This is a genomic window from Halomonas alkaliantarctica (genome assembly GCF_029854215.1).
Taxonomy (GTDB): Bacteria; Pseudomonadota; Gammaproteobacteria; order Pseudomonadales; family Halomonadaceae; genus Vreelandella; species Vreelandella alkaliantarctica_A.
Window position 1 is genome coordinate 528787 of record NZ_CP122961.1, and the last position, 24460, is coordinate 553246.

The 24460-nt window shown below is 56.0% G+C and carries 20 protein-coding genes; 19 read left to right on the forward strand and 1 reads right to left on the reverse strand.

What is annotated here, in order from left to right; translation table 11 throughout:
- Positions 1 to 293 precede the first annotated feature (293 nt).
- From rpsB to tilS, 18 genes are all read left to right on the forward strand, one after another.
- Complete coding sequence (gene rpsB, locus QEN58_RS02420) at positions 294 to 1043, forward strand: 30S ribosomal protein S2 (RefSeq protein ID WP_007111720.1); 750 nt, start codon at positions 294 to 296, stop codon at positions 1041 to 1043.
- 227 nt (positions 1044 to 1270) lie between these two features.
- Positions 1271 to 2140, forward strand: a complete 870-nt coding sequence (tsf, locus tag QEN58_RS02425) for a translation elongation factor Ts (RefSeq protein ID WP_280105585.1) — start codon at positions 1271 to 1273, stop codon at positions 2138 to 2140.
- Between the two features lie 176 nt (positions 2141 to 2316).
- Positions 2317 to 3090: a UMP kinase gene (pyrH, locus tag QEN58_RS02430; protein WP_007111718.1), complete on the forward strand. Its 774-nt coding sequence runs from the start codon at positions 2317 to 2319 to the stop codon at positions 3088 to 3090.
- A gap of 4 nt (positions 3091 to 3094) precedes the next feature.
- A complete protein-coding gene (gene frr, locus QEN58_RS02435) occupies positions 3095 to 3652 on the forward strand; it encodes a ribosome recycling factor (protein WP_280105586.1) in 558 nt (185 codons plus the stop codon).
- A 93-nt stretch (positions 3653 to 3745) separates the two neighbouring features.
- Positions 3746 to 4534, forward strand: coding sequence for a polyprenyl diphosphate synthase (uppS, locus tag QEN58_RS02440; RefSeq protein WP_280105587.1), 789 nt, complete (start codon positions 3746 to 3748; stop codon positions 4532 to 4534).
- A complete protein-coding gene (locus QEN58_RS02445; protein WP_280105588.1) occupies positions 4527 to 5357 on the forward strand; it encodes a phosphatidate cytidylyltransferase in 831 nt (276 codons plus the stop codon). Before uppS ends, QEN58_RS02445 begins: the two co-directional genes overlap by 8 nt.
- A complete protein-coding gene (ispC, locus tag QEN58_RS02450; protein ID WP_280105589.1) occupies positions 5354 to 6553 on the forward strand; it encodes a 1-deoxy-D-xylulose-5-phosphate reductoisomerase in 1200 nt (399 codons plus the stop codon). Before QEN58_RS02445 ends, ispC begins: the two co-directional genes overlap by 4 nt.
- Before the next feature lie 46 nt (positions 6554 to 6599).
- Positions 6600 to 7958 (forward strand): RIP metalloprotease RseP, encoded by a 1359-nt coding sequence (gene rseP / locus QEN58_RS02455; protein WP_280105590.1) that lies wholly within the window; start codon positions 6600 to 6602, stop codon positions 7956 to 7958.
- Positions 7959 to 8058: 100 nt separating this feature from the next.
- Entirely contained in the window at positions 8059 to 10410 is a 2352-nt protein-coding gene (gene bamA / locus QEN58_RS02460) for an outer membrane protein assembly factor BamA (RefSeq protein ID WP_425270300.1), read from the forward strand.
- A gap of 58 nt (positions 10411 to 10468) precedes the next feature.
- Entirely contained in the window at positions 10469 to 10969 is a 501-nt protein-coding gene (locus QEN58_RS02465) for an OmpH/Skp family outer membrane protein (RefSeq protein WP_280105591.1), read from the forward strand.
- Positions 10970 to 11022: 53 nt separating this feature from the next.
- Positions 11023 to 12057, forward strand: coding sequence for a UDP-3-O-(3-hydroxymyristoyl)glucosamine N-acyltransferase (lpxD, locus tag QEN58_RS02470; protein ID WP_280105592.1), 1035 nt, complete (start codon positions 11023 to 11025; stop codon positions 12055 to 12057).
- Positions 12058 to 12206: 149 nt separating this feature from the next.
- Positions 12207 to 12650: a 3-hydroxyacyl-ACP dehydratase FabZ gene (gene fabZ, locus QEN58_RS02475; protein ID WP_280105593.1), complete on the forward strand. Its 444-nt coding sequence runs from the start codon at positions 12207 to 12209 to the stop codon at positions 12648 to 12650.
- Positions 12647 to 13414 carry an acyl-ACP--UDP-N-acetylglucosamine O-acyltransferase gene (gene lpxA / locus QEN58_RS02480; RefSeq protein ID WP_280105594.1) on the forward strand — a complete coding sequence of 256 codons (768 nt, stop codon included), beginning with the start codon at positions 12647 to 12649 and terminating at the stop codon, positions 13412 to 13414. The genes fabZ and lpxA overlap by 4 nt, the downstream gene beginning before the upstream one ends.
- A 17-nt stretch (positions 13415 to 13431) precedes the next feature.
- Entirely contained in the window at positions 13432 to 14604 is a 1173-nt protein-coding gene (gene lpxB / locus QEN58_RS02485) for a lipid-A-disaccharide synthase (protein WP_280105595.1), read from the forward strand.
- Positions 14594 to 15226 (forward strand): ribonuclease HII, encoded by a 633-nt coding sequence (rnhB, locus tag QEN58_RS02490; protein ID WP_280105596.1) that lies wholly within the window; start codon positions 14594 to 14596, stop codon positions 15224 to 15226. Before lpxB ends, rnhB begins: the two co-directional genes overlap by 11 nt.
- Before the next feature lie 38 nt (positions 15227 to 15264).
- Positions 15265 to 18771 (forward strand): DNA polymerase III subunit alpha, encoded by a 3507-nt coding sequence (gene dnaE / locus QEN58_RS02495; RefSeq protein WP_280105597.1) that lies wholly within the window; start codon positions 15265 to 15267, stop codon positions 18769 to 18771.
- Positions 18772 to 18889: 118 nt separating this feature from the next.
- Positions 18890 to 19846, forward strand: a complete 957-nt coding sequence (accA, locus tag QEN58_RS02500) for an acetyl-CoA carboxylase carboxyl transferase subunit alpha (protein ID WP_280105598.1) — start codon at positions 18890 to 18892, stop codon at positions 19844 to 19846.
- Entirely contained in the window at positions 19827 to 21125 is a 1299-nt protein-coding gene (gene tilS, locus QEN58_RS02505) for a tRNA lysidine(34) synthetase TilS (protein WP_280105599.1), read from the forward strand. The genes accA and tilS overlap by 20 nt, the downstream gene beginning before the upstream one ends.
- Here the strand turns inward: tilS and ppx are convergent.
- Positions 21100 to 22653: an exopolyphosphatase gene (ppx, locus tag QEN58_RS02510; RefSeq protein ID WP_280105600.1), complete on the reverse strand. Its 1554-nt coding sequence runs from the start codon at positions 22651 to 22653 to the stop codon at positions 21100 to 21102. The genes tilS and ppx overlap by 26 nt on opposite strands.
- 535 nt (positions 22654 to 23188) lie before the next feature.
- On the opposite strand from ppx, the gene rho reads away from it, so the two are divergent.
- A complete protein-coding gene (rho, locus tag QEN58_RS02515; RefSeq protein WP_007111700.1) occupies positions 23189 to 24448 on the forward strand; it encodes a transcription termination factor Rho in 1260 nt (419 codons plus the stop codon).
- Positions 24449 to 24460: the final 12 nt, after the last annotated feature.

The window sequence follows — 24460 nt, forward strand, 5'->3', positions numbered from 1 at the left end:
AATTTAAGACCGTCAAACGGGGTGCGACTTCATCTTGGCAATGATCTATGGTATAAAGCCGCGCGCTTTCCTGCAATCGTGATTCCGAGCTTCTTGTTAGCTGGGAAGGACGCAGTAGGGCAGGGCGATGAATCCGCAGGGTGCTCGCTAACGGGCGCGTTGCTTACTATCAAGCCTTAAAAACACACATGCACCGGCACATGGTCCCGGGTGCCGCTGGCAGCGTTTAACGCGGTCAACGGTCGGATCCATGGGGTGCGTGGAGGCCTAACCCGAGTTTTAGGAGTTCTACCATGTCTCACGTTAATATGCGTGACCTGCTGAAAGCAGGCGCTCACTTTGGTCACCAGACTAAGTACTGGAACCCGAAGATGAGCAAATTTATCTTCGGCGCGCGCAACAAGATTCACATCATCAACCTTGAGCACACCCTTCCGGCGCTGAACGAAGCGATCGATGTGGTCGAGAAGATGGCGGCATCCAACAACAAAATTTTGTTTGTTGGCACCAAGCGCAGCGCTAGCAAGGTAATTAAAGAAGAAGCCAATCGTGCAGGTCAGCACTTCGTCAACCATCGCTGGTTGGGCGGCATGTTGACTAACTTCAAGACCATCCGTCAGTCGATTAAGCGTCTGCGCGATCTTGAAGCTATGCGCGAAGACGGCACCTTTGAGAAGCTGACCAAGAAAGAAGTGTTGGTAGCGACTCGCGAGCAGGAAAAGCTTGAGCGCTCTATCGGCGGTATCAAGAACATGGGCGGCCTACCGGACGCACTGTTCGTGATCGACGTTGACCACGAGCGCATCGCGATCAACGAAGCCAACAAGCTGGGTATCCCGGTTATCGGCGTGGTGGACACTAACTCCAACCCCGATGGCGTTGACTACGTAATCCCCGGCAACGATGACTCTATCCGCGCTATCCAGATCTACGTAAAAGCGATTGCGGATGCGTGTGGTCGTGCCAAAGAAGGCAACGCTCAAGAGTTCGTTGAAGTGACCGAAGAGGCCGCTGCAGCTGAAGACAACACTGCCGCTGAGTAATAGCAGCAGTGGGTGCGGTGAGCAGGTGTGCCGCATCAAGACAAAGGGGGCTATGCCCCCTTTTTCCCGCTACAGATGAACTGTCTGAGCGGACGAATTTGCCGGCACTCAGTACCGGCCCCGCAATACAGGGAGATATAGGCAGCGTGATACATGATGGTCATTTATCATGCCTATACTCTGTGTTGCGTCTAACTCTCATAGAACCATTTCAGAGGTGAATTCTCATGGCAGCTATCAGCGCCTCTCAGGTCAAGGAACTTCGCGAACGTACCGGTCTCGGCATGATGGAGTGTAAAAAAGCACTCACCGAAACCGACGGTGATATCGAAGTTGCGATTGAAAACCTGCGCAAAAGCTCCGGCCTAAAAGCGGCGAAGAAAGCCGATCGTATCGCCGCAGAAGGTGTAGTGGTTACGCGTGTAGCGGAAGACGGCAGCTACGGCGTAATGGTTGAAATCAACTCCGAAACCGACTTTGTTGCCCGTGATGACAACTTCATCGCATTTGCCGACAAAATCGCCGCAGCCTTCTTTGCAGCGAAAAGTGAAGATGTCGCCGCCGTTATGGCTGGCGAGCTGGAAACTGCTCGCGAGCAGTTGGTTCAGAAAATCGGCGAGAACATCGGTGTGCGTCGTGCCATCGTTGTGAACGCTGTTGGTGGTGGCCTGGTAGGCGAATATGTCCACGGCGGTCGCATTGGTGTTCTAACCGTGCTGACTGGCGGTACTGCGCAAGTGGCAAAAGACGTTGCGATGCACGTAGCCGCAATTAACCCTGCGGTTGCGCATCCTGCCGACATGCCCCAAGAGCAGCTGGATCAGGAAAAAGCGATTATTCTGGCACAGCCGGATATGGCTGGTAAGCCGGAGCAGATCGCTGAGAAAATGGTTCAAGGCCGCTTGAAAAAGTACCTGGCAGAAAACAGCCTGACCGAGCAGCCGTTTGTAAAAGATCCCAATCAGACGGTTGCTGAGTTCGTCAAAGCTGCTGGCGGCGAAGTGGTTAGCTTTACGCGCTTTGAAGTTGGCGAAGGTATCGAGAAAGAAGAAGTCGACTTTGCTAAAGAAGTTATGGAACAGGCTGGCCGTCGCTAAGGTCAGAGGTTTCAGAAAAAAGATGGCGTGCGCGTGAGCGCACGCCTTCGCGTATCCGGCCCCTGTATAATTAATGCTAGTATAATCGGCCCTAAGATAGCTGGTTTTATACACTGGTTTTATACCAAGGGGCTGACCCGCCTGCCTGTTTACAGGTCTGCCTCAGGAGAGATGCCATGTCGCGTGATGTTCAAGAACCTACCCCCCATGTAGCACCCAGCAAGGCTGAGGGTTCGAAGTCAAAATACAAACGTATTTTGCTCAAGCTTTCTGGCGAAGCGCTCATGGGTGAGCACGATTTTGGTATTGACCCTAAGGTGCTTGACCGCATGGCGCTGGAAATTGGCCAGCTCGTCGGCATCGGGGTTCAGGTTGGCATCGTGATTGGCGGTGGGAACTTGTTCCGCGGCGCGGCGCTTAATGAAGCTGGCATGGATCGTGTCACCGGTGACCATATGGGCATGCTGGCGACCGTGATGAATGCGCTGGCGATGCGTGATGCGTTAGAGCGTTCCAATATCCGCTCGCGCGTGATGTCTGCCATCCCGATGAGCGGCGTAGTAGAGCACTATGACCGGCGTACCGCCATTCGCTACTTAACCTCTGGGGACGTAGTGCTGTTCTCTGCAGGTACTGGTAACCCCTTCTTCACCACCGACTCTGCTGCCTGTTTGCGCGGTATTGAGGTGGACGCCGACGTCGTGATCAAAGCGACCAAAGTCGATGGCGTCTACAATAAAGACCCGGTAAAACATCCAGATGCGGTGAAGTACGACCAGCTCTCTTACGACGACGCCCTGGATCAAAAATTGGGCGTTATGGATTTGACCGCTATCTGCCTGGTACGTGACCATAATATGCCGGTGCGGGTATTTGACATGAATAAGCCTGGTGCCCTACTGAATATGGTCGTAGGGGGCAAGGAAGGCACGCTGATATACAGAGGGTAATGACGTGATCAACGATATTAAGAAAGATGCCGATTCGCGCATGCAAAAAAGCGTTGAGGCGCTGCATAGCAACTTCAATAAAATTCGTACCGGTCGTGCTCACCCGAGCATATTAGACGCCGTTACCGTGGACTATTACGGCAGCCAGGTACCGCTTAGCCAAGTGGCATCGGTCAACGTTGAGGACGCCCGCACGCTGACGATTGCGCCGTGGGAGCAGGGCATGGTGCAGAAGATCGAAAAAGCCATCATGACCTCTGATCTTGGTTTGAACCCGGCCAGTGCGGGTAACGTGATCCGGGTGCCGATGCCGATGCTCACCGAAGAGACCCGCAAAGGTTACATCAAACAGGCGCGTAGCGAAGCTGAACACGCCCGCGTTGCCGTACGTAACGTACGTCGTGATGCGAACGGCGACTTCAAGTCGTTGTTAAAAGATAAAGAGATTACTGAAGACGATCAGCGTGAAGGCGAAGACGCGATTCAAAAGCTGACCGACAAGTATATTGCTGAGATCGATAAAGCGCTGACTGCAAAAGAGCAGGATCTCATGCAGGTATAAACCTGTGCTTTATTCAGCCGCGGGCAGCTTAGGCTGCCCGTTTTGCCACACTCTGGCTGGTTTTTTTATGACTGAACTTTGGTGCGAGAATCCATGACGTCTCCGCAGCTTCCTGATAAACAGCCGGATGACGCCTGTGCTTCTTCTTTGGCCGGGGAGGCCCCGCCGTCCCACGTTGCCATCATTATGGATGGCAATAACCGCTGGGCGCGCGCGCGCGGGCTCTCGGGGGTGCGCGGGCACCGGGCTGGGGTGGAAACCGTTCGTGCGGTGATTCAGCGGGCCGCCGAGCGCGAAGTGCAAACGCTTAGCCTGTTTGCCTTCTCCAGTGAAAACTGGAAACGCCCAGCCGCAGAGGTCAATGCGTTAATGGAGCTGTTTTTGATGGCGCTGAAGCGTGAAGTCAAAAAGCTCAATGAGCGTAATGTCCGCCTCTCGATTATTGGCGAGCAGCGCGGCTTTTCCCACGCCATTCAAAAGCATATTCAGCGTGCTGAAGCGCTAACGGCCGACAACACGGGCATGCATCTGGTGATTGCCGCCAACTATGGCGGTCAGTGGGATATCGCACGCGCGGCGCGCACTCTAGCCGAGCAAGTGGCGGCTGGCGAATTAGCACCTGCAGATATTGACGAAGTCTGCTTTGATCAAGCGATGGGAGTTGATAATGTACCACCGGTAGATCTGTGTATACGCACCAGTGGTGAGCAGCGGCTATCCAACTTTATGCTTTGGCAGTTGGCTTATGCCGAGCTGCACTTTTCCCCACTGCTATGGCCCGATTTCGGTGCAGATGCGTTTGATGCGGCATTAAACGACTTCTGTCAGCGTCGTCGTCGCTTTGGTATGACGGACGAACAAATAGAGGCGCAGGGTGCTTAAACAGCGGATTATCACCGCAGCTTGGCTAGCACCTCTGGTGCTGGCTGGTCTGTTTGGTTTAGACGGCGGCGCTTTTGCGCTTTTTACGGCACTGATAGTGCTACTCGCCACCTGGGAGTGGGCCAATCTGGCGGGTGTTACCCGCTCGGCGCAGCGTGCCCAGCTAGTGGCCGTGATGGCGGTGTTGATGGTGGTCATGTGGCTTATCGGGGCTGCCACATCGATATGGCCGCTTTGGCTCTCCGCCGCTGGCTGGCTGGTGAATCTCTACTGGGTAACCCGCTACCCTGCGGCGGGTGAACAGTGGCAGGCCACCGCACGTCGCCTGGCGATGGGCTTATGGGTGCTATTGCCCTGCTGGGTGGGCTTTAACGTTCTGCGTGACATCGGTATGGTTTGGCTGCTGTTTGTGCTCCTGCTGGTTTGGTGCGCGGATATCGGCGCCTACTTTGTGGGGCGGAATTGGGGTAAGCGCAAATTGGCTCCCCATGTGAGCCCTGGCAAATCATGGGAGGGCGTTTACGGCGGATTAGCGGCGACCGCTATTCTGGCCATCCTCTTTGCGCTGTGGTTGCCGCTCGGTCTAGTGGGTGGCATTGCTCTGATACTCATCACCGCCGTGGTCACCCTGGCCTCGGTGCTAGGGGATCTGCTGGAAAGCATGCTCAAGCGCCACCGTAATATCAAAGATTCGAGCCAGTTGCTCCCCGGCCACGGCGGGGTTCTGGATCGCATTGATAGTCTCACCGCGGCAATTCCGCTGTTTGCGCTGTTCTATGTGGAAGTACTGATTGAGGTGTTTGCTCAGGTGCCACCGCTATGAGCCAACTCGCTAATAAGCAACGTGTGACCGTACTTGGCTCGACAGGCTCTGTGGGCACTAGCACGCTGGATGTGATTAGTCGCCATCCCGACCGCTATTGCGTACATGCCCTGACCGCGCACACCTCAAAAGAGGCTCTGCTAGCGCAGTGTTTAGCGCACCGCCCCGCGGTTGCCGTGCTAGATGATGAAGCCGATGCCGCTTGGCTGCGCCAAAAGCTCAAAGGGGCAGGCCAGCTAACCGAGGTGAACGCAGGCCCCGAGGCGTTATGCGAGGTGTCTCGAGAGGCCAGCGTCGACTGCGTAATGGCAGCCATTGTTGGGTCGGCGGGCTTGCTGCCTGCACTAGCCGCAGCGGAAGCAGGCAAGCGTGTGCTATTGGCCAATAAAGAGGCACTGGTGATGAGCGGCGCGCTATTTATGGAGGCTGTTTCCCGCTCCGGCGCAACATTACTGCCGATAGATTCCGAACATAATGCCATTTACCAGTGTCTACCTGCGGAGCATCGTGGCGGGCTTGCCAAGCACGGCGTACGTCAACTGCTGCTAACGGCCTCAGGTGGCCCGTTTCGTACCTGGAGCCAGGCCGATATCAACAATGTCACTCCCGAGCAGGCCTGCGCTCATCCGAACTGGTCGATGGGGCGTAAAATATCGGTGGATAGCGCCACGCTGATGAATAAAGGGCTGGAGCTTATTGAAGCTTGCTGGCTGTTTGATGCTACCCCCGAACAGATCCAGGTGGTGGTTCACCCGCAAAGCGTGATTCACTCCATGGCGGCCTATCAGGATGGCTCAGTGATTGCTCAGTTAGGTAATCCTGATATGCGCATCCCCATCGCCTACGGGCTAGCGTGGCCAGAGAGAATTGACGCGGGGGTCGAAACACTGGATCTTTTTCAGGTGGCGCGGCTTGATTTCGAAGCCCCCGATGAAACACGTTTTCCCTGTTTAGGGCTTGCCCGTGAAGCGATGCGGCAGGGCGGCATGGCACCCGTAGTGCTCAACGCTGCCAATGAGGTTGCGGTTGAGGCATTCCTACAGCGTCGGCTTGGCTTTACAGCCATTGGGCAGTTGGTAGCCGACGTTTTGTCGCGCCCCTGTCAAGGCCGGGTTGATAGCCTTGATAGCGTATTAGCAACGGATCAATGGGCGCGACAGCAGGCGCTGGAACTAGTAACAAGGTGGTCCGCTTAAGCATTCGCTGAGCTGGTCGTTAGAGCGGGGCATTAAGGAGTTCAGTGTGGGCCTTATACAGAATATTTTAGCGGTCATTGTGGTTTTAGGCCTGTTAGTGACCTTCCACGAGTTTGGCCATTTTTGGGTGGCCAGGCGCTGCGGAGTCAAAGTTCTGCGTTTTTCGGTAGGCTTTGGTAAGCCGCTATGGTCACGGGTTGATCGCCACGGCACCGAGTTCGCGATAGCCGCCATTCCGCTGGGTGGCTATGTCAAAATGCTTGATGAGCGTGAGGCGCCGGTTCCGGAAGAGCAGCTTGACCAAGCGTTTAACCGCAAAACCGTGTGGCAGCGCATTGCGATTGTGGCAGCGGGGCCTATTGCCAACTTTTTACTGGCGATCGTCGCTTACTGGGCGTTGTTTGTGGCGGGCACCACGGTGGTATCGCCGATGGTAGGCAGCGTTGCGCCTGACTCGCCCGCCGCCGAAGCCGGTCTTGCCAATGGCGATGAAATTGTCGCTATCCAGGGCGATGAGATGCGCTCCTGGGAAGATGTTAACCTTAAGCTGGTGTCGATCATTGGTTTTAGCGGTGAGCTGGATATCGACGCCCGCCCCGAAGGCGCCAGCGACCCACAGCGTTTTGGCTTATCGGTGAACGATTATTTGGTTCGCCAAGATCCGCCACAGCCGCTGCAATCGTTGGGCATTACCCCTTGGCAGCCGGAATTTCCCGCGGTCTTAGGTCAAGTGATCAGCGGTGAGGCCGCCGAGCAAGCAGGACTCGAGGCGGGCGATAGGATAGTAGCGATTAATGGCGAACCAGTGGATGATTGGATGCACTTCGTTAATAGGGTGCGAGGTAGTCCTGGTGAAACGCTGCAGCTTACCTACGAGCGTGACGGTGAGCAGTCGAACGTCGACTTAACCCCAGGACGTAACCGTTTGGAAACGGGTGTTGAAATTGGTTATATCGGCGCAGGCGCGCAACAGGTCGAGTGGCCAGAAGCGTTTCAGCGTGAAATTCGTTATGGGCCTATTGAAGCGGTAGGTCAGGCGCTTTCACGCACCGGCGAGATGACGCTGCTCACCATCGACGCCATTCGAAAAATGCTGGTAGGGCTTATTTCGCCCTCCAATCTGTCGGGGCCGATCACCATTGCGCAGATCTCGGGTGATTCAGCCCGTGCTGGAATGGAGGCGTTTATTGGCTTTCTAGCGTATCTTTCTATCAGTCTTGGGGTGCTTAACTTACTGCCTATCCCCGTGCTCGATGGCGGCCACTTGCTTTATTATTTTATGGAGGTCGTGCGTGGACGGCCAGTATCTGAAAAAACTCAAGCTGTAGGATTACGCATTGGGCTTGCCATGGTCGGCACCCTGATGTTGATGGCACTCTATTTTGATCTGATGCGCCTGTGGTAATGACGCGTGTAGCGCGCAGGATGCCTTGTCACCTGCCTGCACAAATGTATATGGTGCTTTTCTGGAATGAACGGCAGACCAACGCGAGCGAATTGACTGCATGAAAATCAAGACCCTTGGAATGGCGGTACTCTTGCTGGCAGGCGCCAGCGGCGCCCAAGCACAATCCTTTGATGTTTCAGACATTCGAGTGGAAGGACTGCAGCGGGTATCCGCCGCCTCGGTCTTCAATGCATTTCCGGTGAGTGCCAATGAGCGCGTCAGCGAAGCACAATTAGCTGCTGCTGCCCGTGACTTGTTCGCTACCGGGCTATTTGACGATGTCTCCCTGGCACGCGAAGGCGATGTACTGGTGATTCAGGTCGTCGAGCGCCCGACCATTGCGCGGCTAGATATTAGCGGCAACGATCAAATATCTGAAGAAGACCTGCGCGATGGGTTGCGTCAATCGGGGCTCTCGGAAGGTCAGGTACTGGAGCTCTCCACGCTTGAAGAGATTCAGCGTGAACTGGAAGGCGTCTACCAGTCTCAAGGTCGCTACAGCGCCAGCATCGATACCGAAGTTGAAGAGGTTGATGAGGGCCGGGTTCAGGTCAATATCAATATCAACGAAGGCGAAGTTGCTAAGATTCGTCAAATTAATATCGTTGGTAACGAAGCCTTTGACGATGAAACGCTGCGCGGCGTGTTTGAGTTAAATGACCGACCAGGACGCTTCTTCGGCTGGTTCTCTAGCGACGAGTATTCCCGTGAAGCACTATCCGGTGATATTGAGCGACTGCGTTCATTTTATTTGGACCGTGGCTACGTCAACTTTGATGTGACATCGACTCAGGTGTCGATTGGCCCGGAAAAGTCCGAAATCTTTATTACTCTCAACGTCGATGAAGGTGCCCAGTATCGGGTTGGCAACATTCGTTTCGTGGGTGATCTACAGATCAGTGAAAATGAAGCCCGCCAACTGTTGACCGTCGAAGAGGGTGAGATTTTCTCGCGCGACGATGTCAATACGTCGACTGAAGCCTTACGCCAACGTCTTGGTGCCGAGGGCTTCGCTTTTGCTGATATTCAGGGCATCCCTGAAGTGTCAGACGATGGTGAAACGGTCGATCTTGTTATCGCTGTTGAACCCGGTGAGCGCGCCTATGTACGCCGTATCGAGTTCTTCGGTAATACCACTACCCAGGATGAAGTGCTGCGGCGTGAAATGACCCAGCTAGAGGGCGCACCCGCTTCCACCGAAGCCATTACACAGTCCCGCCAGCGCCTTGAGCGCTTGGGCTTCTTTAGCCAAGTCGAAGTTGACACCCAGCCTGTTCCCGGTGAACCAGACTTACTCGACGTTACCTATACCGTCGAAGAACAGCCCTCTGGCTCGGTTTCCGCAAGTGTCGGTTTTTCCCAGAGCGCCGGGGTTATTTACGGCGTCGGCCTGTCGCAAAACAACTTCCTGGGCACGGGTAACCGGGTCAACGTGGGCGCACAGCGCAGCGACACTTTTACCAGCGTGAACTTTGGTTTCACCGACCCCTACTGGACACTGGATGGCATTTCTCGCGGCTATAATCTGTTCTACCGTGAAACAGACTATGCCGATTCGGATATCTCGACGTACTCAACAGATGCCTACGGTGGCGGTATAAACTTCGGTTACCCCATCAGCGAGCTATCAAGGCTTAACTTCGGTGCAAGTATTGAAGAGTTGTCGGTCAAGACCTACAACGATACGGCCTCGGAAATTCTTCGCTATGTGGAAGATGAGGGCGAAGATGCGCAAAGCCTGAAGCTGACCGCTAGCTGGACACGCAACAACCTCAACCGCGGTATTATGCCGACCGATGGCAACTACCAGCGCCTGTCGCTGGAAACCGGCGTGCCCGGCAGCGATGCTGAGTACTACAAACTGCGTGCGCGGGCTCAACAGCTTTTCCCGATTAACGACGATGAGTCGTGGGCGTTCAAATTTACCGGCAACGTCGGCTATGCAGATACCCTGGGTGGCAACGATCCCTTCCCCTTCTATGAAAACTTCTACGCTGGCGGTCTTGGCTCGGTGCGCGGTTATACCTCCAATACGCTGGGCCAGCGCACTACGCCAGCAAATGAAGGCGACCGTGACCGCACCCTAGGCGGTAACGTTTCTATTGAAGGCAGTGCCGAGATTATCTTCCCACTACCCTTTGTTGAAGATCAACGTTCCCTGCAAACATCACTGTTCCTGGATGGGGGTAATACATTCCTGAGCTCTTGCTACGATGTGCTCGAGGAAGATGCAGGGCGCCAGCAGTGCAACTCCGGCGTTGATCTGGGCGATTTGCGCTACAGCGCCGGTATCGGCCTTTCTTGGCTGACGCCGGTAGGCCCGCTGACCTTTAGCGTTGCCGAACCCTTGAACGATGAGAGCGGGGACGATACCCAGTTCTTCCAGTTCTCACTCGGCCAATCGTTCTAGTTTTGCTAGACCGCGTGCCATGGTGGCGCGCGCTAGCGTAATTTAAGGAGGTAACAATATGCGTAGACTAACAGCGATGCTATGCCTGTTGGGCGCGATGATTTTGCCTGCTCACGCCGCAGAAGTAGCGGTGTTGGACTGGCGAGCAGCACTGATGAATACCCAGTCTGCACAGGCGTCAATGAGCAGCCTGGAAGGTGAAGTTGGCAATCAGCAGCGTGAAGCGCAGAGCCTTGGCAATGAGTTGCAGCAGCTTCAGCAGCGTTTGCAGAATGAAGGCGAAACGATGGCTCAGTCCCAGCGGGAGTCGCTGATTAGCGAGCTTCAGCAGAAAGGCAGCCGTTTTGAGCAGCTTCGCCAGGAAGTGTTGCAGGCACAGCAGCGTTCCGAACAGCAATTTTTAGAAGGCGCCGAGCCGAAACTTGAGCAAGCTGTTGAGGAAGTGCTGGAACGCCACGGTATTGATGTGCTGGTCGAGCCTCAGGGCGTACTGCACTCCGGGGTTGATCTGCCCAATGTGACCGATGAAGTCACACAGATTTTTGATTCCTTGAACTAAATTTAAACGATGATTGGTGTGGCCAAGCCACACCAAAGCTTCCCTGGGCTCCTATGACGCACGCTTCTCATCAGCTTACTCTCGCAGACATTGCGCGCCAATTGGGCATTACCGTTAGCGGCAATGCCCAGCAGCCGATACGTGGTTTGGCAACGTTAAAAGAAGCGCAGCCGGATCAAGTCGCTTTCCTGGCCAATCGTGCCTATCTGAAAGATTTGGCGACGACTAAGGCGGCAGCAGTATTGCTGCACCCTGAACATGGCAAGCACTGCCCGGTACCTCGTCTGGAAATCGACAACCCTTACCTGGGCTACGCCAAGCTATCGCAGTTGTTTGACCCGCTGCCCGCCCGCGACGTCGTCGGTATTCACCCTACGGCGGTAGTGGCGGAAGGCGTGAAGCTAGGCGCCGATGTTTGCATTCAAGCTCACGCGGTGATTGAGTCTGGCGTGGTGCTGGGTGACCGCGTAGTGATAGGGGCGGGCAGCATGGTGGGGGCCGACAGCATTATCGGTGAAGCAACGCGGCTGCATGCCAATGTCACCGTGTGCCATGGTGTGGTGGTAGGTAAGCGAGTCATTCTGCAGAGCGGCTGTGTTATCGGCGGTGACGGTTTTGGCTTCGCCCACGACGGTGCTGGCTGGCATAAAATTGCCCAGTTGGGGGGCGTTGTGCTGGGCGACGACGTTGAGGTGGGCAGTTGCTCCAGCATTGATCGAGGCGCGCTGGGTGATACGGTGATTGGCGATGACGTCAAAATTGATAGTCAGGTACAAATTGCCCATAACGTCATTATTGGCGACCACAGCGCCTTAGCGGGCTGTGTGGGTATTGCTGGGTCTACCAAGGTGGGTAAGCATTGCATGCTGGGTGGCGGCGTTGGTTTATCCGGCCATCTAACCATCTGCGATGGCGTCCAGGTGACGGGAATGAGTTTAGTGACTAACTCAATTCATGAGCCAGGAGTCTACTCCTCCGGTACCGGCGCCATGGCTAATGCCCAGTGGCGTAAAAACGCAGTGCGTTTTAAACAGCTTGATGACATTGCTAAGCGTCTGGCGAGATTGGAAAAAAAGCAGCGTGATTAGTAGTAGCTGATTGAATTTTACCTGCTGCGGTTTTGTGGCTAGATGGCAGCGGGGTATAATCTCTGTCTTTTAATCAGCGGACGTGCTGGTATTCGCCTGACTCTCTTCAGGAGTACATCAGGTTTTTTGTTATTTTAGAGGTCGCTACGATGGTTATGGATATCAATGAAATTCGCGAGTACTTGCCCCACCGCTACCCTTTTTTGTTGGTGGATCGAGTAACGCAACTAGCCATCGGTGAATCCATCGTTGCGTATAAGAATGTCAGCATTAATGAGCCGTTTTTCAACGGCCATTTCCCCCATCACCCGATTATGCCGGGCGTGCTGGTGATCGAAGCACTGGCCCAAGTATGCGGCATTCTCGGCTTTAAAACGGTTAATAAACTACCTGCCGATGGCTATGTCTACTATTTGGTCGGCAGTGACAAAGTGCGCTTTAAGCGCCCGGTATTGCCGGGTGACCAGCTCACCTTAGAGGCCGATGTGATTAAAGGTAAACGCGGTATTTGGAAATTTGCATGCCGTGCCAAGGTTGACGGTGAGCTGGCCTGCGAAGCGGAAATTATTTGTGCCGAGAGGAAGGTGGCTTGATACATCCTACTGCACTGGTCGACCCGACGGCGCGCCTTGCCGACGACGTTGAGGTAGGCCCTTTTAGTATCATCGGCCCCGACGTCGCAATAGGCGCGGGCTCGGTGATTGGCCCCCATGTGGTGGTTAAAGGCCCTACTACGCTGGGTGAGCGCACGCGTATCTTTCAGTTTGCCTCGGTAGGTGAAGACTGTCAGGACAAAAAATACGCTGGCGAGCCCACGCGGTTAGTCATGGGTGACGATAACGTGATCCGCGAAGGCGCCACGATTCACCGTGGCACCGTGCAGGATCGCAGTGAAACCACCATTGGTTCGCGCAACCTGTTGATGGCCTACGTCCATGTCGGCCATGACTGCGTGATCGGTAATGACTGCATTTTGGCCAATCAGGTAACCCTGGCGGGGCATGTCACCGTTGGCAATCATGTCATTCTGGGTGGTTTGGCGGCAGTGCACCAGTTCTGCCATTTTGGCGATCACGCCATGGCCGGTGGCGGCTCGATTATTACCAAAGACACGCCCGCCTACATCATGATTAATGGCAACCCTGCCGAAGCACGTGGCCTTAACCTGGTGGGCTTAAAGCGCCGTGGCTTTAGCCGCGAAGCGATTAATGCCTTAACCGCCGCTTATAAAATGGTCTATCGCCAAGGGCTGACCACTGAGCAGGCGCTTACCGAAATGCGTAGCCGCTTTGAGCTACCCGAAGTCGAGCATTTTGCTGCCTCCATTGAGCGTTCGACTCGCGGCATTACCCGTTAACCGATGCTAATCATTTTATGACCCTGCAACGCGTCTACCTCGTGGCCGGAGAACTTTCCGGCGATATTCTTGGCGCTGGGCTGATGCGTGAACTGAAAGCACGTCATCCCGATGTTGAGTTTCGTGGTATTGGCGGGCCGCGCATGCAGGCGGAAGGCATGGAGAGCCGCTTTCCTTTAGAGACCCTCGCGGTGATGGGGCTGGTTGAGGTGCTTAAGCACCTCCCCGAACTAATCCGTGTACGGCGCACCCTAAAAGCCGAAGCGTTGGCCTGGCAGCCGGATATTATGCTTGGCATCGATGCGCCTGATTTCAATTTAGGCCTGGAGCGCCAGCTGCGCGAAGCGGGCATGACCACCGCCCATTACGTCAGCCCTTCCGTATGGGCGTGGCGCCAGGGGCGGGTAAAAGGCATCGCTAAGTCGGTAGATGGCATGCTGACACTACTCCCTTTTGAAGCCGCCTTTTATCGTGAACACCGTGTCCCCGTCGCCTTTGTGGGACACCCGCTGGCAGATGAAATGCCACTGGAAAATGACCGCGCTGCCTCCCGCCTGGCTCTGGAGCTGGCGCCTGATAACCAAGTGTTGGCGCTGCTGCCAGGCTCCCGAGCCAATGAAATTCGGTTTTTGGGCGACACTTTTCTTGCCGCCGCCGAACAGCTCTGCCAGCGTCACCCCGCGCTAAGCGTAGTGATTCCAGCGGCCACATCTGATCGGCGCCGGGAAATCAGCGCAGTGATGGCCAGTTACCCGCTGCTTGCCGAGCGTACTACGCTGCTGGATGGTCAGGCCCGCGAAGCGATGGTGGCTAGCGATGTTGTATTGCTGGCCTCGGGCACCGCCGCGCTGGAAGCCATGCTATGTCACCGCACCATGCTAGTGGCCTATAAGATGGCACCGGTCACCCACTGGCTGGCTAAGCGGTTGGTAAAAACCCAATGGGTCTCACTGCCCAACCTGATTGCTCAAGAGACGCTGGTGCCTGAACTCATTCAAGACGCCGCCTCCCCGACGGCGATTGCCGATCAACTCAGTGCCATGCTGGCGGATGACGATAGCCGCCATGCCTTGGAAGCGCGCTTTGCCGAGATGCATGCTACGCTCCAGCGCAACGCCAGCCGTCGCGCTGCCGAGGCCATTAGTCTATTGGCTGCGCGACTGCCGCTGGAGGCTGTTGATGGCGATTGAGCACTGGTTGATAGAGCATAACGATTTTCCACCATTAGACATTGCCTACCGTGGTGAGCGGCTGGCAGGAGTCGATGAAGTAGGCCGCGGGCCGCTGATCGGCAGTGTGGTAGCCGCTGCGGTGATTCTTGATCCCACTAAGCCGATTGACGGTCTTACCGATTCTAAAAAGTTAACGGCGCGCAAACGTGAAGCGCTGGATAGTCAGATACGCGAGAGGGCGTTAGCCTTTGCCGTGGCAGAAGCCAGCGCTGCCGAGGTGGATGCGTTGAATATTTACCACGCCACTCACTTGGCCATGCGTCGAGCTATTGATGCACTAGCACCGGCGGCGGAATATCTACTGGTTGATGGCAATAAATTACCTGGGCATCTGCTGCCCGGCCAGGCCGTGGTAAAGGGCGATTCACGCCACTGTGCCATCGCCGCAGCGTCGATTTTGGCCAAGGTCGCTCGCGACGCCCAGATGGTCGCCTTGGATGAGTGCTATCCTGAGTATGGTTTTGCGCGCCATAAAGGCTACCCGACCAAAGAGCATCTGACGGCGCTTGCAGCTCACGGGCCACTTACCGAACATCGTCGTAGCTTCGCGCCAGTGCAGCGTCAGTTGGCGCTGCTTTAACGAATTTTTTCTTCATCTAGCGTTTTGCTGAGAGTCCCATGACGGTTCCGTTCGTTCATTTACGTTTGCACAGTGAATATTCTCTGGTCGATGGCTTGGTGAAGCTCAAGTCGCTGGTCAGCACCACGGCTGAACGGGCGATGCCAGCGCTGGCCTTGACCGATGAAACCAATCTGTTCGGCTTGGTGAAATTTTATAAAGCCGCCCAGGGGGCGGGGTTGAAGCCGATTATTGGCAGCGACTTATGGCTGCAGAATCCCCATGATGAGTCCCACCCTTACCGGCTAACGCTGCTGGCGATGAACGACGTTGGCTATCGCAACCTGACCGAGTTGATCTCGAAAGGTTGGACGCATGGTCAACGTCAGGGGCGCGCTATTCTCGATAAACAGTGGGTGCTTGAGCAGAGCGAAGGTTTGATTGCGCTCTCTGGTGCGCGTGAGGGTGAGATTGGCCGCCACCTGCTGTCTGATCACGAACAGGATGCGCGGGTACTGCTCGAAGAGTGGCAGGCGGCATTTCCTGAGCGCTTTTATCTAGAGCTGGTTCGCACCGGCCGCCCGCTGGAAGAGGCCTGCGTTCACGCCAGCGTCAAGCTGGCCATTGAAACAGGCACCCCAGTGGTGGCGACAAACGACGTGCGCTTTCTTGAGCGCGACGATTATTGGGCTCATGAGACTCGTGTCGCCATCGGCGAAGGTAAGGCGCTGGACGACCCGCGCCGCGAACGCCGCTATACCGAAGAGCAGTACTTAAAAAGCCCCGACGAGATGGCGGCGCTGTTCTCAGATATTCCCGAAGCGCTGGAAAACAGCGTGATGATCGCCGAACGCTGCAGCGTGGACGTGCGCCTAGGCGAGATTTTCCTGCCCGAATTCGGCATTCCTGAAGGCATGACCCAGGATGAATTCTTCCGCAAGGTGTCCCATGACGGCCTAACCGAGCGGTTGGATTTCCTTTTCCCCGCTGAACGCTATCCCCGCGACAGCGAAGAGTACCGGGCGATCGACCAACGCTACCGCGACCGGTTGGAGTTTGAACTCAACGTTATTATCCAGATGGGCTTCCCTGGCTACTTCCTGATCGTTATGGACTTTATCCAGTGGGCCAAAGACAACAGCGTGCCGGTAGGCCCGGGGCGTGGTTCCGGTGCTGGTTCGCTGGTGGCCTACGCGCAAAAGATTACCGATCTGGATCCGATCGGCTACGACCTGCTGTTCGAGCGCTTTCTTAACCCCGAGCGTGTCTCCATGCCCGACTTTGACGTCGACTTCTGCATGGAAAAACGCGACAAGGTGATCGAGTACGTGGCCGAGCGCTACGGGCGCAATGCGGTATCCCAGATTGTGACCTTTGGCACCATGGCCGCCAAGGCCGTAGTGCGTGATGTTGCACGCGCTCAGGGTCGCCCCTACTCGCTGGGCGACAAGCTTTCCAAGCTGATCCCCTTTGAAGTGGGCATGACCCTGGCCAAAGCCATTGAGCAGGAGCCCGCGCTCAAAGAGTTTATCGGCAACGATGAAGAAGCCGAGGAGATCTGGGAGATGGCCCTCAAGCTTGAGGGCACCACCCGGGGTACCGGTAAGCACGCCGGGGGCGTGGTCATCGCGCCGACCAAACTGACTGACTTCTCGCCTCTGTTGTGCGACGAAGACGGTTCAGGGCTGGTGGTGCAATTCGATAAAAACGATATCGAAGAGGCGGGGCTGGTCAAGTTCGACTTTCTGGGTTTGAGGACGCTGACGATTATCGACTGGGCCCTGGAGATGGTCGATAAGGTGCGTAGCGTTAATGGCCAGGGGCCGCTCAAAATCGAGAGCATCCCGTTGGACGACGCGCCAACCTTTGAGATGCTCAAGCGCGCTGAAACCACGGCGGTATTCCAGCTTGAATCTCGCGGCATGAAGGAACTGATCAAGCGCCTGCTGCCCGACTCACTGGACGATATGATCGCCCTGGTGGCATTGTTCCGCCCTGGCCCGCTGCAGTCAGGGATGGTTGATGACTTTATCAACCGTAAGCACGGCCGAGCCGAAGTTTCTTATCCACACCCGGATTACCAGCACGAACTGTTGAAACCCGTGTTGGCGCCTACCTACGGCATCATCCTCTACCAAGAGCAGGTCATGCAGATCGCTCAGGTCATGGCAGGCTACAGCCTCGGCCAAGCCGATATGTTGCGCCGGGCCATGGGTAAGAAAAAGCCTGAAGAGATGGCCAAGCAGCGCGACGGCTTCATGGAGGGGTGTGCCGCCAACGGTATCGATAAAGACCTCGCCGGTAACATCTTTGACCTAGTAGAGAAATTCGCCGGTTACGGCTTTAACAAGTCGCACTCGGCAGCCTACGCCTTGGTTTCCTACCAAACCGCATGGCTAAAAGCCCACTACCCGGGGCCGTTTATGGCTGCGGTGATGTCCACAGAAATGGACAACCTGGATAAAGTAGTGCCGTTGATTGAGGAGTGTCGCAACCTCAAGCTCACTGTGACTCCCCCCAACGTTAACGTCGGTGGCTATAAATTCACCGTCGATACCGATGCGCGTGTAGTTTATGGCTTGGGCGCGATTCGCGGCGTGGGCGAAGGCCCGATTGGCGCCATTGTCGAAGCCCGTGGGGCAGATGGCCCCTTCAAAGATATCTTCGATTTCTGTCGCCGTATTGACCCCAAGCGGATGAATAAGCGCACCCTGGAGGCGCTGATTCGCTCTGGTGCGCTGGATACCATTGGCCCCAACCGCGCGGTGTTGTTCGCTGCCATGGAAGACGCGCTAAAAGCCGCCGCTCAGAGCCACGCCAATCAAAATCTGGGTATGCTGGATATGTTCGGCGACGCCTTCGTTGAAGCCGATGACACTGATAGCAACGTTTACGCCGAGTATATCAACGCCCGAGAGTGGACAGATCGCGAGCGTCTCTCTGGGGAGAAAGACACCTTAGGGCTTTACCTGACGGGGCACCCGATCGACGAGTACGAGCGCGAATTAAAGCGCTTTGTCTCGACGCGGATCAGCGATTTAAAACCCTCCCGCGACCCCCAACGTGTAGCTGGTCTCGTGGTTGGCGTGCGTACCATGAAGTCCAAGCGCGGCGATACCATGGCGTTTATTACCCTGGACGACCGCACCGGGCGTATTGAGGCCTCGCTGTTTGGGGAGCTATTCGAGCAGTTGCGCGGTCAGATTGAGGCCGATCAGGTACTCATCGTAGAGGGCGAAGTCTCCAGCGATGAATTCTCCGGTGGCCTGCGCCTGCGCGGTAAAGACGTTACGCCGATGGTGACGGCGCGTATTCGCTACGGCCAAGCGGTGGAGCTGGCGCTGGACGCAGGGCAGATCAATGGTCGCTTAATTGAAACCCTGCGTGACAGCCTGACGCCGTATCGCGATCAAGAGGGCTTACCGGTACGCCTACAGTACCGGCACCCGGCAGCCGTCGCGTGGCTGGAACTCGCCGATGAGTGGAAAGTCGCCCCGAGTGACGATTTACTGCTGGCGCTGCGGGATGTGCAGGGCCAGGCAGGCGTTCAGCTACGTTATCGTTAAAAGTATCGTTAACGGGTAAACGGGCGAGCATCCACCTTGCGCAGCAGGGTCAGGGTGCGATAATGCTCTTTATACTCTCTACACACATATGCATGCTTATTTTGACCAGGCAGAGCCGATGAATCCTAATTATCTCGATTTTGAACAGCCTATTGCCGAACTCCAGGCAAAAATTGAAGAGCTGCGTTTGGTCAGCTCCGACAGCCAAGTGAACCTTTCCGACGAGATCTCTCGGCTGGAAGAGAAAAGCCGTAAGCTGACGGAATCGATCTTCAAGGATTTGACTCCCTGGCAGGTTTCTCAGCTATCTCGACACCCCCAGCGGCCCTATACGCTGGACTACCTCGAGCACATCTTCACCGACTTTGACGAGTTACACGGCGATCGTAATTTCGCCGATGATGCCGCGCTAGTGGGTGGCATCGCGCGCTTGAACGACGCGCCGGTGATGGTGATTGGCCATCAAAAAGGCCGCGATGTAAAAGAAAAAGTGCGCCGCAACTTCGGTATGCCGCGCCCAGAAGGCTACCGCAAAGCGTGCCGCCTGATGGAAATGGCCGAGCGCTTTAAAATGCCGATTCTGACTTTTATCGATACGCCTGGGGCTTATCCCGGCATCGATGCGGAAGAGCGCGGCCAGTCAGAGGCCATCGCCTATAATCTGGCCGTTATGTCGCGACTGAAAACACCGATTATCTCTACCGTGGTCGGTGAAGGCGGCTCCGGTGGCGCGCTGGCCATTGGCGTATGCGACGAGCTGCAAATGCTACAGTACTCCACCTACTCGGTGATCTCGCCGGAAGGCTGCGCCTCGATTCTATGGAAGAGCGCTACCAAAGCTTCCGACGCCGCTCAGGCCATGGGGATTACCGCCGAGCGACTTAAAGAGCTGGGTTTTGTCGACTCACTAATTAAGGAGCCGCTTGGTGGTTCTCACCGCCATCCGCTCACCACCGCTGAACGGGTCAAAGAGGCGCTTACCGCCAGCCTGGAACGTTTGCAGTCGATGGACACCGACGCGCTGCTAGAGCGTCGCTATAAGCGTTTAATGAGCTATGGCGCCCCAGCCGCTTAATTTGCTGCAAGGCTTACTCAACGACGCCCTGGCGGAAACCCCGCCGGGGCGCTCTATTTGGGTGGCACTCTCGGGCGGTTTAGACTCTTGTCTACTGCTCGCGTTAGCCGCAGAGGTCTGCGAGCACGCAGACCGCCGCTTGCAGGCAATCCACGTTAACCACGGCCTGCAGGCGGCAGCGCAGACATTCGAAGTGCACTGCCGAGATATGTGTGTGCGTTTAAACGTGCCGCTGACGGTGGTCAATGTGACGGTAGATGCTCAGGGCGAAGGCATCGAAAGCGCCGCCCGAAACGCCCGCTACGAGGCCTTCTTCGCGACTATTCCTGGGGGTGACACCCTTTGGCTAGCCCAGCATCAGGACGATCAGGCGGAAACCTTTCTGCTCGCCGCTCTGCGCGGCAGCGGACTACGTGGCCTGGCCGGTATGCCCTATCGCCGGGACGCTCAGAGTATCTATCTGGTGCGCCCCTGGCTCTCTGTGCGCCGAGCGGAGCTCGAAGCGGCGGCTGGGCTGCTTGAGATAAGCTGGTGCGAAGACCCCACCAATCAAGATATTCGCTTTGATCGCAACCGCCTGCGTCACCGGCTACTGCCCGCGATGCGCGAGCGCTGGCCGGCGGCAGAAACGGCGCTGGCGAATAGCGCTGCCCATGCCAGTGAAGCAGATGCAGTGCTTAGTGAGTATTTAGCTGCGGAGCTAACAGAGCTCATCACCGGAGAAGGGCAGGTAGATGCAAGCGCGCTTAGTCAGCGCTCCCGCCCCCGCCAGCGGCTGCTGGTGCGTGCTCTTTGCCAGCAGCAAGAATTGCCAACGCCGCCGCAGAAGCGTTTAGAGAGTCTTCTAGATCAACTGGCAGCCAAAGCCGATGCCGAGGTTTGCGTTGAGTGGCCGGGCGCGCAGGCGCGCCTATGGCGCCAGCGGCTCTATCTGCTTAAGCCCCTTGAACCGCTACCGCCTTGGGAAGCTAGCTGGGATGGTCAAACGCCGCTAGAGACGCCCATTGGGCCGCTAGGCTGGCAAGTGGCACCATCTCAACCGCACTCTCAACTATTGAGGGCGAGCTGGCGTCAGGGCGGCGAGGTGATTCATTTGCCCAAACGAGGGCGGCGCGATCTCAAACGGCTGCTACAAGAGGCGGATATGCCGCCCTGGGAGCGTGAGCGGCTGGTGGTCATCATGCAGGATGAAGCGTGCATTGGGGTGATTTGCCCCCCTGCTCAGCTGCTATGGCAGGCAGAGGGCGTTCGCTTTACCCGTCTGACTTCGCCTGTTTAATGATCAGCTTAAAACCGGCGGCTTCCATAAACGCCTGCTCCTGCTCCAAATCGGTGCTCAGCAGGGTAGGTTCATCGTTTGCAGGCAGCGTGATGGTCAGGCTATCGCTGTCAGCGCTTATCTCAGGCAGCGAGGGAGCGGTTTCAGGGCGCGAATGGTTGAGCAGTACGGCTAAACGCAACAGCCGGGAGAGCTTTTGCGTCACGGCTTGCTGTGCTTCAGGCAGCGCCTGCCATTCTTTGAGCGGAAATTTACGACGATGGGCGCGCACTAAAAACGCCAACAGGCGCTGTTCAGGGCGTGAAAAGCCAGCAAGGTCGGAGTGCTCAAGCAAGTAGGCACCGTGGCGATGAAACTGGCTGTGGGAGATCGCCAGGCCGATTTCATGCACATGGCTGGCCCATTGCAAATAGCGTCCTTGATCAAGGTTTAGCGACCAGGCATGGCGCACCTGATTAAACAAGCGCTCGGCGGTGTCGGCAACGTTAAGCCCTTGGCGAGTGTCAACATCGTACGTGCGCTGCAGCGACTCCAGGCTTTTCGAGCGTGAGTCTTCCGCGGTATTGCGCCCGGCCATGTCGTAGAGAACGCCCTCGCGCAGAGCGCCATCGGCAAAGCGCATCTGGGTTAAATCAAAGGCTTCAAAGATCGCGCCAAGGATGGCAATGCCCGCTGGGAAGACTTTAGCGCGGTCAGCTTTTAGGCCATCCAGCGCGACTTTATCCAGCTGCTTGCATTTTAGCAGCCGGTCGCGCAGTTTCTTCAACCCTCCACGGGTGATCACACCTTCGTGGGGCGTATCGCCGTAAGCATACAGCACGCTGGCGGCGGCCTTGATCGTACCGCTTGAACCAACGGGGTCATCCCAGCCCAGGCGCTGGTAAGGACGCTGAATATTGGCAAGCTCCGAAAGGGCGGCTAGCTCGGCGCGGCGCATACGTTTTTCGTTTAACTCGCCGTCGGGGAAGAAGCGCCGAGAAAAGGTCACGCAGCCCATGCGCAGGCTTTCCAGCGCTTTGGGCTCAAAGGCTTCGCCAATGATAAATTCGGTTGAACCGCCGCCAATGTCGACGATTAAGCGGCGGCCATTTTCGGCCAGCGCGTGGGCGGCGCCTAAATAAATCAGCCGGGCCTCTTCGCGACCGGCAATAATTTCGATGGCGTGACCTAGTTGGGCCTCGGCGCGCTCGATAAACGCTTGGCTATTATCGGCATCGCGCAGCGCGTTAGTGCCGACAATACGCAAATTGGCGTTGGCAATGTCGCTTAAAAACGGCGCAAAACGGCCCAGGCAGTCCAGGGCACGCTGCATTGCCTCTTCGCTGAGCTGGCCGTCATCATCTAAACCCGCGGCGAGCTGCACTTTTTCACCTAAGCGGGCGACCACCTGGAGGCGTTCGTGTTGGTAGTTAGCCACCAGTAGGTGAAAGCTGTTAGAGCCCAGGTCTATAGCGGCGAAGCGCTGCGGTGCACCGCTGTCTGCCTCCGCGGCAGAGGTGGCAATGGGGGGCGAAATATCCGTGGGCATGAGCATTCCTTCGTATTGGCTGTGCCAAGGTTGCGGTGGCCTTTACCTATTGTCAATTGCCAAAGGCTTGCGTTTGTCGCGGCGCTTGACTACCATCGAGCTACTGGCTTGATCTGACCTGATTAGTTAGTGTGTCCACAAGTACTTCGTTGTTAAGATGGTTTAGATAGACGAGTTGAATAGAGAGTTTAGATAAATCATATTGCATGCGTCGTTCAAGTACGGCACCTTGGTCGCCCCAGACGTTACTCACTGTTTATCCCGTTAGCGTCAGCCAGAATTCCAAGTCGTCAGATAGCCCACTGGTTTCACTACTCTCCTGTGCAACCAGATTAAACAAGTGTTAGCACCCTCGAGTTGAGTCTTAATAACAACAAGCAGCTGTGTTGTTAGTTAAGTCCAACGCCGTTCCTTTCATCTTCGAGCGCGTGCCTTTACCGGGGTCTGAACGCATCACACGGCGTCACTTTCACGCCTCCTGTCATACTCCCGGCGCCTGGCGCCCAGCTTCCATGAGCAACTTTCTAACACACCGATGAATCTCACTGAACTCAAGCAAAAAACCGTTCCCGAGCTCCTTGATATCGCCCGTGAAATGGGTATTGATAACTTGGCCCGTTCGCGCAAGCAGGACATCATTTTCGCCATCCTCAAGAAACACGCCAAAAGTGGCGAGGATATTTACGGCGACGGTGTGCTGGAAATTCTTCAGGATGGCTTCGGCTTCCTGCGTAGCGCTGACAGCTCCTATCTCGCCGGTCCCGACGATATCTACATATCGCCTTCGCAGATCCGCCGTTTCAATCTGCGCAAGGGTGACTCCATTTCCGGCAAAATCCGTCCACCGAAGGAGGGTGAGCGTTATTTCGCCCTGCTGAAGGTCAGTCAAATCAACTTTGACCGCCCGGAAAATGCCAAGCACAAGATCCTGTTTGAGAACTTGACGCCCCTGTTCCCAGACGATCGTATGCGTATGGAGATCGGTAACGGCTCCACGGAAGACCTTACCGCACGGATCATCGATCTAACCGCGCCGATCGGTAAAGGCCAACGTGGCTTGCTGGTATCGCCGCCCAAGGCGGGTAAAACGTTGATGTTGCAAAACATCGCGACCTCCATCACGCGCAACAACCCAGAGTGTCATCTGATCGTACTACTGATAGATGAGCGCCCTGAGGAAGTGACCGAAATGTCGCGCACCGTGCGTGGCGAAGTAGTGGCGTCGACTTTCGATGAGCCGCCTGCGCGTCACGTGCAAGTGGCTGAAATGGTAATCGAGAAAGCCAAGCGTTTGGTTGAGCACAAGAAAGACGTGGTCATCCTGCTTGACTCGATTACCCGCTTAGCGCGTGCTTACAATACCGTGGTACCGAGCTCCGGCAAAGTGCTCACCGGTGGTGTCGATGCCCACGCCCTTGAGAAGCCGAAACGCTTCTTTGGTGCGGCGCGTAACATCGAAGAGGGCGGCAGCCTGACGATTATCGCCACGGCGCTGGTCGATACTGGCTCCAAGATGGACGAAGTCATCTTCGAAGAGTTCAAGGGTACCGGCAACATGGAAGCCCACCTGGACCGTAAGCTGGCAGAGCGTCGCGTATTCCCGGCGATCAATATCCGTCGCAGTGGCACCCGTCGTGAAGACCTGTTGGCCTCTGAAGATGAAATGCAGCGCATGTGGATTCTGCGCAAGTTGCTCAATCCGATGGAAGACACCGCTGCCACTGAATTCCTGATTGACCGTCTGAAAGATACCAAGACCAATCTGGAGTTCTTTGAAGCGATGAAGCGCCGCTAGCTTGTGGTAAAA